Origin of the sequence: Geothrix terrae, from assembly GCF_022808775.1 — a bacterium.
GTDB lineage: Bacteria > Acidobacteriota > Holophagae > Holophagales > Holophagaceae > Geothrix > Geothrix terrae.
The window spans coordinates 168,449-180,196 of record NZ_JAKZLA010000001.1 but is presented as its reverse complement, the minus strand read 5'-3'; the positions used below and the strand labels follow the sequence as shown (position 1 = coordinate 180,196).

The following is an 11,748-nucleotide window of genomic DNA, read 5'->3' as shown; positions in this document are numbered from 1 at the left end:
TCAGGACCTGGGAGGGAGAGGTTCAGAGGCCGCCTCCGCCAGCACCCGCCAGCGGAAGAGGCCCAGGAACGCGGGGTTCTCGGGCAGGGGACGGAAGTCGGGATCGGGGTGGTGCATCAGGTCGTCGAGGCGCACCCGGCGGATCTCGCCGGATTGCCGGGAGGCACCGCTGCCTTCGGGTCCCGTGTGGTAGAGCAGCATGGGGAGGCCATCCACATCGGGCCGCACGAAGGCCATGGCGTGGTCGGGCTGGGCGTGGGCCCCGCCCCGGGCGAAGAAGAGCAGGTCCCCGGGCTTCGCCAGGGCCAGGTCGCGCCCCAGCGGCACGCAGGACAGCTGCCGGAGGAAGGCGCCCTTGGCGAAGGGACGGAGCCCTTCCGGCGTGGGGAACCCCTGGCGCCAGGCCGCCGCGAAGGCCGGCGAGGGATCCTGTCCCGGAGCGCCATCCGTGAAGGCCACCCGCGCCCGCCAGCCCGCAGTGTGGGCCGCCAGGGCCTCCCGGAAGGCGAAGCGCAGCAGGCCGGCGCAGTCCCGCTGGGCGGGCTCCCAGGCAGGGCTGGGCGCCTCCACCTGCTGCTCCAGGAGCGCCACGAACCAGTCCCGGAATGCCTCGCGGTCGCCTTCGTCCAGGAGGGTGGTCGAGCCGCTGGTGGCCGCCGGAATAGACAGTGACTGTCGGAATCGTGGCCAGGCGCGGATGACGGCCTGGGCGGGAGCCGCGGCGTGGAGGAAGAAGCCGCTGCGGCTGTCTCCCCAGGTCGCCGCGCCGTCCACCCGGGTCCCCCAGGCCGGCCGGCGCAGGCCCAGCAGGGAGCGGCTGTCCAGGCGGATCCTGGCGACCGGATTGGAGGGATCCGTCTCCAGGAACGCCCGGTGGCGCACCGGGGCCAGAGCCATGAAGGCCACGGCCCCCGCGGCCAGGGCCGCGGGCAGGAGCCGGAATGGTGTCATCGCGGACGCCCCTCCAGGCCCGCCGCGGTCCAGTTCCACTCGATGCGCACCGGTCCCAGGGCCTTCAGGGCGCCCAGGAAGGGTCCGAGGCTGGCCGCCAGTTCCGCCGTCGCGTCATCCTGGCTCGAGGCCTCGCCGATCCACCACCCGCCGCCACTGCGGCTGCGGAGGAAGGCCAGCAGCAGGTTCTCCAATTCGGAAGAGGCCCGGGCCCCGTCCACTTCCATGCGGGCCCAGGCCCGGGAGTCGCTGTCCGCCAGGGTGGGCGCCTGGCCTTGGAGACCGGCAGCGACGGCCTTCACCGCGCCCTCATCCGTGCCCAGCACCAGCGTGTCGGCCACCAGGATCCAGGCAGGCCGGAAGGCCTGGGCCGTGAGGATGCGGTGCAGCTCCGCCGAGCCGAAGGCCTGCTTCTGGTTCTGGCCCTTGAAGAGCCGCGGCAGCACCTTCTTCAGGAGGTTCTCGGCCTGCGTCCGCCGGGCGGGTTGCACAGGGAAGGCCAAGGCCACGCTCGGGGCCATGCCGGGCTCGCCGAAGCCCCCGAAGGCGGTCACCTTCCCATCCTGCTGGAGCCGCATGGCCCGCCAGGGATCCTCGCGCCGAAGCTTGGTCAGCTCGGTCAGGGCTGCTTTTTCCGCTCCCGTCAGCGGCGGCGCCGTCACCCAGCCGTTCCAGAAGAAGGCCGCGCCGCGGAGGTCGAGGCAGGCCTGGAGGGCCTGGGCGTCCTGGCGCAGGGCCGCCCGCTGGCGCTGGCGCTCCTGGGCCGCCGCGAGCGCCTCCTGGTAGGCCTTCATCTGGTCTGGGCTCAGAGCCCGGCCCCCGTCCGCGAACGCAGGCATCGACGGCATCCGGAATTCCGTGGCATCGTCCACACGGAGGATCGCCTCAACCAGCTTCTCGGTGGGGCCGGCCCCCAGGGAGACCGCCAGGGCGCCAGTGCGGGGCGCGGCCTTGGCCACGAAGGGGTTGGGCCAGGTGCCCTGCTGCGCGTTCATCTGCCGGCGGCGGAGGGCCTGCACCTCGAAAGCCGCATCCGCGCCGATGCGCGGCGCCAGCCAGAAGGAGAGCTCCGTATCCGGCGTCGCGGCCGACAGGGCCACGCGGGCCCATTCCGGGCGTTCCCCCAGGGTGGGCACGGGCCCGGGGAACAGCAGGGCGCGAAGCGGGGCCTCGCGGTCGCTGATCCAGGTGCCCTCGGCCATCTGGATCAGGTGGAAGACGCCGCCGGAGCCGCGCAGCTGCTGGACTTCCGTGGACGTGCCAGGGCCTGTCCATGTCACCACGCGGGACCGCGCGCCGGAGCTGGAGGGGTTCAGCCGCAACAGCGCCATCGTCAGCTGCGTGCGTGCCGGCAGGTCCCCGGGGATGAAGACCAGCGTTCCCTGGATCTCGTCCGCACCGGCGCGCGCGGTGCCGTAGTGCAGCACCCAGGCCTCGCGGTTCCCCAGGGGTTCCAGGGCCGGCGAGGCTTTCTTCAGCCAGGGTTCCAGGTGGCGCGCCGTGAAGCCCAGCCGGCTGCCCTGGCCGAGCGCCGGCAGGATGCCCTGCGCGTCGGGGCCCGTCCCACCGCTGAGAGCCACCAGTCTCTCGAGCCCGGGGCGCAGCGCCTTCAGGTGGATGAGCACGCCGGGTTGGGCGGCCCGGCCCAGCCCCTTCGGCAACGCCGCGTTCCCTCCCTGAGTGAAGAGCGCCGGACTGGGAATCCACTGGAACCGCCAGCCAGCCTTGTCCAGATGCAGGCCCAACCCGTGGGTCCAGGGGCGGTCCACGCGATCCGGCGCCCCGAGGTAGGCGAAGGGATCGCCCCCGGATTGACGGAAGCCGAGGCGATGCAGGGCCAGGGCGACCTCCGGATCCCCGGTCTTCAGCCCCTCCGAGGCCCAGACCGAGGGAGTCCGCTGGCTGAGGAAGGCCAGCGCCGCGCGCTGGGCCTTCCCGCCCTGCTTGAGGTGCTCCATGAACTGCGCCCACTGCTCACCCTGGGTCATCTGGGCGAAGGGAACGGCCTGCCAGTTCCGCTGGCCTCGGGCATCCGTGCGGTAAGTGGACCAGTGCGCGGCGTACTCCCGAGCCCAGGCCGGCACGGTTTCCTGTGCCGCCGCGGGAGCCAGGACCGCTCCAAGCACACACAGACTCTGCGCGAGTCGCCTCATGCCACGCCCCCTGCCCCGCACTGGAACCTCCGGTGTCGAGCGATGCTATCAAGCTGGCGACCCGGCGCAAGGGACCTCTTGGGAATTTTTTGCTGGCAGACTGGACCCATGTCGGACCGCCGCGTGCTCGTGAACCTCCGGGGCCTGCTGACCCCCGATCCCACCCGGGCCTGGGCGGTGGATCGCGTTCCCGACGCGGCCTTGGCCCTGGACGGCGGCCGGGTGGCCTGGCTGGGCCGGGCCATGGACCTCCCGGCGGAATGGCAGGGCGCGCCCAAGGTGGATGGAGGTGGCGCCTGGGCCACGCCGGGCTTCGTGGACCCGCACACCCATCTGCTCTTCGGCGGAAACCGCTCCGGCGAGTTCAACCGGCGCCTCCATGGCGTCAGCTACCAGCAGATCGCGGCAGAGGGTGGCGGCATCCGGGAGACCGTCCGGGCCACCCGCGGCGCCACGGTCGCGGAGCTCGTGGCCTCGGGCGAAGCGCGGCTGAAGGCCTTCCGCGAGCGCGGCGTCGTCCATCTCGAGTGCAAGACTGGCTACGGCCTGGAGCTGGAAACAGAATCCCGCCTCACGGCCGCCTACGCCGAGCTCAAGGCGCGCGGGTGGAGCCTGGACGTGACCCTGCTGCCAGCCCACGACCTGGCGCCGGAGTTCAACGGCGATGCCGAGACCAACGCCCGGGCCGTGGCGGACGAGTGGCTGCCGGAGCTGGTGCGTCGCCATCCCGGCGTGGCGCGCTTCTGCGATGTGTTCGTGGAGATGGGCGTGTACACCGCCGACCAGGGCCGCCGAATCTTCGAGGCCGGGAAGCGCCTGGGGCTGATCCCCCGCGTCCATGCCGACGAGCTCTCCTGGACCGGCGGCGCCGAGCTGGCCGCGGAGCTGGGGGCCGCCAGCGCGGACCATCTCATGTTCTGCAGCGAGGCGGGCATGAAGGCCATGGCCGCCGCGGGCGTCACGCCCGTCCTGCTGCCCGGAACCACGCTCTTCCTCGGCATGCGCGACTGGGCTCCGGCCCGGAAGATGATCGAGGCCGGCTGCCGCGTGGCCCTGGCCACGGACTTCAACCCCGGATCCTGCCCCTGCGTGGACCCTCTCACCATCCTGCGCCTGGGCTGCCTCCAGCTGCGCATGACCTTCGAGGAGGCCTTCACCGCCCTCACCCTGCACCCCACCCGCAGCCTCCGCCGCGAGGATCTCGGCCACCTCCACCCCGGCGCCCGCGCCAACGTGCTGCTGTGGGATGTGGAGGAGCTGCTGGAGCTGGTCTATTGGGTCGGTGAGCCCTACAGGCCTAGGATTCTCACGGCCTGACGCAGAAAGATCTCCAGGCCTCGGTCACCAAAACGAAGCCCCGGGCCGATTCCCGGGGCTTCTCCTGCGAGTGCGGAGGGCCTACTGTTCGACGTGCCTTGAGGCCTCCTGCACGATGGAGTAGATGCGTTCCTTGGCGCGGAGTTTGGTCTTCTTGAGCTCCACCTCTTCGAGGGATTCCTTGGCGGAGAGAGTGGGTTTCCTCTGGAGGTCGCACAGGCGCGTGTCAGCGGCCCTGTGCTCTTCCATGAGTTTGCGGAATTCGAAGTGCTCCTTCATCAGGCGCTCCTGGAGATCTGGGCGCAGGAAATCCATGAATCCTCCTTGCCTGGGCGGGCCTCTGCCGGGCCCGCAGGGTGATCAGGTGGCCCAAGGGTAGGACCCCCCCGGAAGGCGTCAAGGGGCAATCGGGGACTCTATGGAACCCTTTGACTTCCATCACTTCCATGCCATTCTCAGGCCATGTCCCTGGCCATCGACGCGCTGCTCCTGGAACGGGTGGACGGGGTCCGCCTGCTCGGGCCGCTGGACCTCCACCTGGCTCCCGGTGACCGCCTGGGTCTGGTGGGAGAGAGCGGGTCGGGCAAGAGCCTGCTGACGCAGGCGCTGTTCGGTGTCCTGCCTCCTGGAGTGCGGCCGGCGGGGGGAAGGTTCACGGCTTTCGGCGTTCCCATGCACCACCCCGGACGGGAATGGGACCGCATTCGCGGCGCCCGGATGGCCTGGATGCCCCAGGACCCCCGGCAGGTCATGAACCCTCTGCTGACCCTGGCCCAGCACCTGACCCTGCTGCCGGGTGTCCACCGGAAAGAATCGCCTGAAGCGGCCCTGGCCCGCCTCGCCCCGCTGCTCGAGCGGCTGCGCCTGCCCACCACCCCGGCCTTCCTGGCCCGCTTCCCCCATCAGGTCAGCGGCGGCCAGAGGCAACGGCTGGCTCTGGCCATCGCCCTTTCCTGCGATCCGGAGCTATTGGTGCTCGACGAGCCCACCACGGCCCTGGATCCAGCGGCGCAGCAGGCCTTCCTGGAGGTCGTGCTCGAACTCCAGCAGGAGCGGAACCTCGGCTTCCTGTGGATCACCCACGACCTGGGCTTGGCGGCGAGGGCCTGCGACCGCCTGCTGGTGCTCTACGGCGGCGAACCGGTGGAGTCAGGACCCGCCGCCCGTCTCCTCGAGAGCCCCCGCCACCCCTACACCGCGCGCCTTCTGGCGGGCGCCCGGAGGCAGCCTTCCCGGGATGCGGGCTTCCTTCCCGCGCCCCAGGATCGCCCGCCGGGCTGCCCCTTTCAGCCCCGGTGTCCCGACCTTGCCGGGACCTGCGGCACCTGGGGTCCATGGCGCGGAAGTTCCCGGGACGGCCTGCGTTGCGAGCGTCCGCTGGAACCCGCGCCCCAGCCGTGAGACCATGGGATGCAAGGTCCCGCAGGCTGCGGGTCCGGAAAAAGGCTCCCCATGCTGACCTTGCCCCTGATGCGCGCGCTGACCTTCGACGACGTCCTGCTCGTCCCCGGCTACTCGGAGATCCACCCCAACCAGGTGGACCTGGGCACCCGGCTGACTAAGGACATCGGCCTGCGCATCCCCCTCCTCTCCGCCGCCATGGACACGGTGACGGAAAGCCGCATGGCCATCGCCCTGGCCCAGCTGGGCGGCATCGGCATCATCCACAAGAACCTCAGCCCCGAGCGCCAGGCCGAGGAAGTGGACAAGGTGAAGCGGTCGGAATCCGGCATGATCACGGACCCCATCACCATCGGACCCGACGCGCCCATCCGGGACGCCGAGGCCCTCATGGCCAAGTTCCGCATCAGCGGCGTCCCCGTGGTGGAGGGCCACCGCCTGGTGGGCATCCTCACCAACCGCGACCTGCGCTTCGAGACCCGCTGGGAGCTCCCGGTGCGCGAGGCCATGACCAAGGAGAACCTCATCACCGTGCCCGTGGGCACCACGCTGCAGGAGGCCAAGGGCATCCTGCAGAAGCACCGCATCGAGAAGCTGCTGGTGGTGGACGGCCAGGGCCAGCTCAAGGGCCTCATCACCGTCAAGGACATCGAGAAGTCCATCGAGTACCCCAATGCCTGCAAGGACACCCATGGGCGCCTGCGCGTGGGCGCCGCCGTAGGCGTAGGCAAAGAGCTGCTGGACCGCGCCGCCGCCCTGGTGGAAGCCAAGGTGGACGTGCTCTGCCTGGACAGCTCCCACGGCCACAGCAAAGGCATCATCGACGCCGTGAAGGCCCTCAAGAAGGCACACCCCGGCGTGGCCCTCATCGCCGGCAACGTGGCCACCTACCAGGGCGCGAAGGACCTGGCCGCCGCAGGCGCCGATGCGGTGAAGGTCGGCATCGGGCCCGGCTCCATCTGCACCACCCGCATCGTCACCGGGGCGGGCATGCCCCAGATCACGGCCGTGGCGGAAGCCAGCCGGGCCTGCCGCGAGGCTGGCGTCAGCTGCATCGCCGACGGTGGCATCAAGTTCAGCGGTGATGTGGCCAAGGCCATCGCAGCGGGCGCCGATGCGGTCATGATCGGCAGCCTCTTCGCGGGCACCGACGAAGCCCCCGGCGAAACCATCTTCTACGCCGGCCGAACCTTCAAGTCCTACCGCGGCATGGGCAGCCTGGGCGCCATGAAGCAGGGCAGCAAGGACCGTTATTTCCAGGAAGGCAAGGACGACACCAAGCTCGTGCCCGAGGGCATCGAAGGCCAGGTGCCCTACAAGGGTCGCATGGCCGACCTGGTCACCCAGCTCATGGGCGGCCTCCGCGCCGGCATGGGCCTCAGCGGCGGCGCCTCCGTCGCCGACTTCCAGCAGAAGGCCACCCTCGTCGAGATCAGCGGCGCCGGCCTCCGCGAGAGCCATGCCCACGACGTCATGATCACCAAGGAAGCCCCGAACTACCGGATGGAGTAGAGGGGCCATGAGCTGTCGGCTGTCGGCCACTGACAGCTGACAGTTGACAGCGGACAGCCCAAACTAGATCTGAAGGCATCCCCGGAGCCCCCATGTCCCTCCTCGTGAAGAACGTCCGCCTTGTGGATCCCGTGCAGAACCTGGACGGGCCGGGCTCGCTGCTGGTGGTTGAGGGGGCCGTGGCGGCCATCGGGACGGAGGCGGAGCACGACCTCCTCGCGGCCGGAGCCGAAGTGCTGGATGGCGGCGGCGCGGTGCTGGCACCGGGCTTCGTGGACCTGCATGTTCATTTCCGCGAACCGGGACAGACCCGCAAGGAGAGCATCGAGACGGGTAGCCGGGCCGCGGTGGCCGGCGGTTTCACCTCCGTCTGCGCCATGGCCAACACCAAGCCCGTGAACGACAGCGTGGCCATCACGGAAATGATGCTGACCCGCGCGGCGAAAGCCGACCTGTGCCGCTACTTCCCCATCGGGACCGTCAGCCGCGAGATGAAGGGCGAGGAACTGGCGGACATGGGCACCCTGAAGGCCGCGGGCTGCGTCGCCTTCTCCGATGACGGCCAGCCCATCGGCAACTCGGCCTTGATGCGACGGGCGCTGGAGTACACGCGCTGGCTGGAAGTCCCCGTGGTGGCCCACGAGGAGGATCGCGACCTGGCCGGCAAGGGCTACATGCACGAGGGCGCCGTGAGCGCGTCGCTCGGCTGTCTCGGTATCCCCGCAGCGGCGGAGGAGGCCATGGTGGCCAGGGACATCGTCCTGGCCGAGCACACCGGCGGCCATCTGCACCTGGCCCACCTCAGCACGAAGGGCTCCCTGCGCATGGTGCGCGAGGCCAAGGCCCGGGGGCTGAATGTGACCTGCGAGGTGACGCCCCACCACTTCGCGCTGTCGGACAAGGAACTGATGAAGTTCGACAGCGACTACAAGATGAACCCGCCCCTCCGCACCGAGGCTGACATCCAGGCGGTGCTGGAGGCTCTCGCGGACGGCACGGTGGACGCCATCGCCACTGACCATGCGCCCCATGCCTGGGACGACAAGGAAGTGGAGCTGCCCATCGCCGCCTTCGGCGTCATCGGCCTGGAGACCGCCCTCCCCCTCACGATGGAGCTGCTGGTGAACCGCAAGGTCCTCAACCTGGCCCAGGCCATCGCCCTGCTCTCCTGGAAGCCCGCCCAGGCCTTCCATCTGGACCGCCGCGGCCTCGGCAGCCTCCAGCCCGGCGCCCCCGCCGACTTCGTCCTCTTCGATCCCGGCGCCAAGGTCCAGGTGGACCGCGCCTTCATCCAGTCCAAGTCCTACAACACTCCCTTCAAGGGCTGGAGCCTGCCCGGCCAGGTCCTCGGCACCTGGGTGGGCGGCAAGCGGGTGTGGGGCTAAACGTCCCTCGCAACAGCGCCTAAGAGGTCGTAACAAAACCCCACGGCACTTCATGGACGGGTCAGTCTGCCGGCGGTTGCCTGGGGGTCGGCTGGGCCCTGCCTACTGAATCCATACCCCTGGCGGAATGGCGGAATCCCCAAGGTCAGGTGGGTTCTCAAGTCCGGTTCCAACGGATCCGGCATACCTGATCCAGGTGAAAGTGGACGACCGGGCAGATCTCTGTTTAGTGTAGTCAATTTCCTACCGGACCTACGGTGTTGCAAGTCAGGTTTTAGCAACCTAGGTTTGAGCCACCAACCAGGAAAAGCTCGAAAGGGGTGTCTGTGCTCCAGATGATTTCCAGAAAACCATGTGAGATCGACCGTGGCGAACAACCGCCATCCTTCGCCATGCAATTCAAGGCATTACTGGCCCTTGTATGGCCCAAAACCCACGTGAAATTCGAAAGGGACTGGTGCAAGGCCGCCTCCGTCACCGCCAGGCATTATGAGACCCCGCGCTTCACCCGTGTCGATGCCCTATGGATACCAGTCGATTCGGTTTTGGAAAAGAACCACGAGGAGAATGAGGCCTACCTGGAAGTACTTCGGGCAAACGGTGCTCAACTGGAACAGGCCCGTTACATCCAGGACATCCAGATCGGGAACCATGGACGGACCCTGGCTTGCGCTTTGGCGAAGGCGGAGGAGTTCCGGCGGCTTGCCCGGAGCGTCGAGAGGGACGGGATTCGTCGGCCGGTCCTGCTGGTGGACGTAGCCGAGTTCGATCTCCCCTACAGGATGTTCCGATTCGATGGCCATCATCGGGCGATCTGCGCCAAGCACTTGGGCATGGATCTGGTTCCTGCCTTCGTCTTCAAGGTGACGCCCCCCGTTATTTCCAGGCATTGAAGATCCCGGGCAGCACGGAGGCCCATTCAAGGGCCACCGCCGCAGGGCGCGGCAGCTTCATTGGCCATGCTGCAGGAAAGGCCTATCTTCAGCACCGGCGATAGCCACATGAGGAGGGCGGTATGAAAAACTATCACCTCGCCAAGGAAGGTAACGCCTGGAACCTCAAGCCTGAGGGAGGCAACCGGCCGGTCGTCCACGCGATGACCAAGGCGGACGCGATCGGGCAGATGCGTGCCTACATGCACGACCACCCGGGCTCTGTGAAGATCCACAAGGAGAACGGCCAGATCCAGGAGGAGCGCACCTATCCGAGGTCTCTCGACCCGAAGGGCACCCGGAGCTAAGAGGGCCTGCCACGGTCCCATTGGCACCAGGCCTCGGCGGTCAGCCGGGTAGCATGGGTTCATGCTTCCCGTCCTCCTCCTCTTCCTGCTCCCCGTTGGGGGCGGGATCCCGGCGGGGGTGCTGCTGGCGCAGTCCAAAGGGCTGGCTTGGCCCCTGACCGCGGGGCTGTACTTCGTGTCGGACGTGCTGCTGGCCCTGGCCTTCGAGCCGGTGCTCCGGGGGTTCGTGGCGCTGGGACGGCGGGTGCCCTTCCTGGCCCGGTTCGGTGCGGCGATGCGGGAAGTCATGGCCCGCAGCGCCGCGCATGTCGGCGGCCCCGGCGCAGGGCCCATCTCCCTCGTCATGATCGCCTTCGGCGTGGACCCCATGACCGGCCGGAGCGCGGCCCTGGCCGCGGGCCACGGCTTCCTGGCGGGCTGGGCCATCGCCATCACGGGCGACATGCTCTACTACGGCGTCATCGCCCTCACGACCCTGCGCCTGAACACGGTCATCAAGAACCCGAACACCACCATGTGGATCGTCCTCGGCGCCATGCTCGTCGTGCCGGTGCTGGTGCGGCGGATCCGGTCGGGGTTCGCCCGGCCGGCCGGCGCGAAAGTTGTCTGATCGTCAAATACCGCAAGAGTCGGGTGGCCCGGGCCCGGACGAGCCGGCATCCTCGAATCGGATTCCCGGCGATCGAGAATCGTTCTCAGTCATGCCGATCCCCTGTTCGAGGAGCCTGGGATGAACACGACGGTGCGCAGTGCGGTCGCGGGAGATGCCGAAGCCATCGCCTCCCTGGGCCGGAAGAGCTTCTCCTGGGCCTTCGGGGCGCTGTTCCGGGAAGACGTGCTGGCCCGCTACCTGGACGGGACCTACTCCGCCCGGAAGATCGGCGGAAGCCTGGCCAAGACCGCCAACCTCTACTTCGTGGCCGAGGCGGGGGGCCGCCTCCAGGGCTTCCTGAAGCTGAAGGCGGGCGGCGCCTCATGCAGGCGGGCGAGGACGCAATGAGGGCCCGCAAGGCCCCGTCCGCCTGGCTGGTGGTGTACCACGGCAACGACCGCGCCATCCGCTTCTACCGGGGCCTGGGCTACGCGGAAACGGGCGCGGAATTCCATGACTTCGAGGACATCCGGATCGAGTTCCGGCGGATGTCCAAGGCCTATGCGCCTCCCACGGCCATCCTGTCCTGAGGCGGGCCCAGCCTCGATCCCACCTGCCACCCCTTCCCAGGAGCCTCCATTGAACGGCGACCTCTACCTGGCCGATGCCCTCAAGCGCTTCCGCGAAGCGCGCACCCAGTGCGACCGCGCCCTCGCGCAGGTGCCCGTGGAACGCTGGACCCACCGGCTGGATCCGGAATCCAACAGCCTGGCCACGCTGATGCTGCACCTCTCGGGCAACATGCTCTCCCGCTGGACCGACTTCCTGACCACCGATGGCGAGAAGCCGGACCGCCACCGCGACACCGAGTTCGAGGATCCCGAGACTTTCGACCCCGAGGCCCTGCGCGACCGCTGGGAACGGGGCTGGGCCTGCCTCTTCGATACCCTGGGAAGCCTCACCGCCGCCGACCTCGACCGCGTGGTGACCATCCGGAAGGAGACCCACACCGTGCTCGAAGCCATCAACCGCCAGCTCGCCCACTACCCCTACCACACGGGCCAGATCGTCTTCCTCGCGAAACACCTGGCGCCAGACTCCTGGAAGTCGCTCAGCGTCGCCAGAGGTGGAAGCGTTGCCTACAACGCCGCCAAGATGAAGGACCGGCCCCAGGCCTGACGCCCCGCCACCCGGAGT

General features: G+C 69.0%; 13 protein-coding genes. 10 read left to right on the top strand and 3 right to left on the bottom strand.

What is annotated here, in order from left to right:
* On the bottom strand, positions 1-951 hold the full coding sequence (locus MLE42_RS00860) for a DUF1175 family protein (RefSeq protein ID WP_243285983.1): 951 nt from the start codon (positions 949-951) through the stop codon (positions 1-3).
* Positions 948-3,035, bottom strand: a complete 2,088-nt coding sequence (locus tag MLE42_RS00855) for a hypothetical protein (protein ID WP_243285982.1) — start codon at positions 3,033-3,035, stop codon at positions 948-950. Before MLE42_RS00855 ends, MLE42_RS00860 begins: the two co-directional genes overlap by 4 nt.
* Positions 3,036-3,212: 177 nt before the next feature.
* Between MLE42_RS00855 and hutI the strand changes: the two genes are divergently transcribed.
* Entirely contained in the window at positions 3,213-4,421 is a 1,209-nt protein-coding gene (hutI, locus tag MLE42_RS00850) for an imidazolonepropionase (protein WP_243285981.1), read from the top strand.
* Between the two features lie 81 nt (positions 4,422-4,502).
* Here the strand turns inward: hutI and MLE42_RS00845 are convergent, their stop codons facing one another.
* Positions 4,503-4,736, bottom strand: a complete 234-nt coding sequence (locus tag MLE42_RS00845) for an HP1242/YdcH family protein (protein WP_169720655.1) — start codon at positions 4,734-4,736, stop codon at positions 4,503-4,505.
* A gap of 147 nt (positions 4,737-4,883) precedes the next feature.
* Here MLE42_RS00845 and MLE42_RS00840 point away from each other — a divergent pair, with 147 nt between their 5' ends.
* The 9 genes from MLE42_RS00840 (at position 4,884) to MLE42_RS00800 (ending at position 11,730) form a co-directional block, all read left to right on the top strand.
* A complete protein-coding gene (locus MLE42_RS00840) occupies positions 4,884-5,822 on the top strand; it encodes an oligopeptide/dipeptide ABC transporter ATP-binding protein (RefSeq protein ID WP_243285980.1) in 939 nt (312 codons plus the stop codon).
* A 51-nt stretch (positions 5,823-5,873) separates the two neighbouring features.
* Positions 5,874-7,334 carry an IMP dehydrogenase gene (guaB, locus tag MLE42_RS00835; RefSeq protein WP_243285979.1) on the top strand — a complete coding sequence of 487 codons (1,461 nt, stop codon included), beginning with the start codon at positions 5,874-5,876 and terminating at the stop codon, positions 7,332-7,334.
* A 92-nt stretch (positions 7,335-7,426) separates the two neighbouring features.
* A complete protein-coding gene (locus tag MLE42_RS00830; RefSeq protein WP_243285978.1) occupies positions 7,427-8,719 on the top strand; it encodes a dihydroorotase in 1,293 nt (430 codons plus the stop codon).
* Between the two features lie 326 nt (positions 8,720-9,045).
* A complete protein-coding gene (locus MLE42_RS00825; RefSeq protein ID WP_243285977.1) occupies positions 9,046-9,612 on the top strand; it encodes a hypothetical protein in 567 nt (188 codons plus the stop codon).
* A 122-nt stretch (positions 9,613-9,734) separates the two neighbouring features.
* Positions 9,735-9,959, top strand: coding sequence for a DUF2188 domain-containing protein (locus tag MLE42_RS00820; RefSeq protein ID WP_243285976.1), 225 nt, complete (start codon positions 9,735-9,737; stop codon positions 9,957-9,959).
* Positions 9,960-10,020: 61 nt separating this feature from the next.
* Positions 10,021-10,569 (top strand): hypothetical protein, encoded by a 549-nt coding sequence (locus tag MLE42_RS00815; RefSeq protein WP_243285975.1) that lies wholly within the window; start codon positions 10,021-10,023, stop codon positions 10,567-10,569.
* A 120-nt stretch (positions 10,570-10,689) separates the two neighbouring features.
* Complete coding sequence (locus MLE42_RS00810; RefSeq protein ID WP_243285974.1) at positions 10,690-10,959, top strand: hypothetical protein; 270 nt, start codon at positions 10,690-10,692, stop codon at positions 10,957-10,959.
* The gene (locus MLE42_RS00805; RefSeq protein WP_243285973.1) at positions 10,956-11,141 is read left to right on the top strand and encodes an N-acetyltransferase; all 186 of its coding nucleotides are present in this window, start codon (positions 10,956-10,958) and stop codon (positions 11,139-11,141) included. Before MLE42_RS00810 ends, MLE42_RS00805 begins: the two co-directional genes overlap by 4 nt.
* 49 nt (positions 11,142-11,190) lie before the next feature.
* Positions 11,191-11,730, top strand: coding sequence for a DUF1572 family protein (locus MLE42_RS00800; RefSeq protein WP_243285972.1), 540 nt, complete (start codon positions 11,191-11,193; stop codon positions 11,728-11,730).
* The last annotated feature ends 18 nt before the right edge of the window (positions 11,731-11,748 follow it).

Excerpts from the sequence above, each read along its gene's own strand:
- hutI (WP_243285981.1), top strand. The coding sequence starts at position 3,213 with ATGTCGGACCGCCGCGTGCTCGTGAACCTCCGGGGCCTGCTGACCCCC.
- MLE42_RS00805 (WP_243285973.1), top strand. The coding sequence starts at position 10,956 with ATGAGGGCCCGCAAGGCCCCGTCCGCCTGGCTGGTGGTGTACCACGGC.
- MLE42_RS00810 (WP_243285974.1), top strand. The coding sequence starts at position 10,690 with ATGAACACGACGGTGCGCAGTGCGGTCGCGGGAGATGCCGAAGCCATC.
- MLE42_RS00860 (WP_243285983.1), bottom strand. The coding sequence starts at position 951 with ATGACACCATTCCGGCTCCTGCCCGCGGCCCTGGCCGCGGGGGCCGTG.
- guaB (WP_243285979.1), top strand. The coding sequence starts at position 5,874 with ATGCTGACCTTGCCCCTGATGCGCGCGCTGACCTTCGACGACGTCCTG.
- MLE42_RS00815 (WP_243285975.1), top strand. The coding sequence starts at position 10,021 with ATGCTTCCCGTCCTCCTCCTCTTCCTGCTCCCCGTTGGGGGCGGGATC.
- MLE42_RS00840 (WP_243285980.1), top strand. The coding sequence starts at position 4,884 with ATGTCCCTGGCCATCGACGCGCTGCTCCTGGAACGGGTGGACGGGGTC.
- MLE42_RS00845 (WP_169720655.1), bottom strand. The coding sequence starts at position 4,736 with ATGGATTTCCTGCGCCCAGATCTCCAGGAGCGCCTGATGAAGGAGCAC.
- MLE42_RS00820 (WP_243285976.1), top strand. The coding sequence starts at position 9,735 with ATGAAAAACTATCACCTCGCCAAGGAAGGTAACGCCTGGAACCTCAAG.
- MLE42_RS00830 (WP_243285978.1), top strand. The coding sequence starts at position 7,427 with ATGTCCCTCCTCGTGAAGAACGTCCGCCTTGTGGATCCCGTGCAGAAC.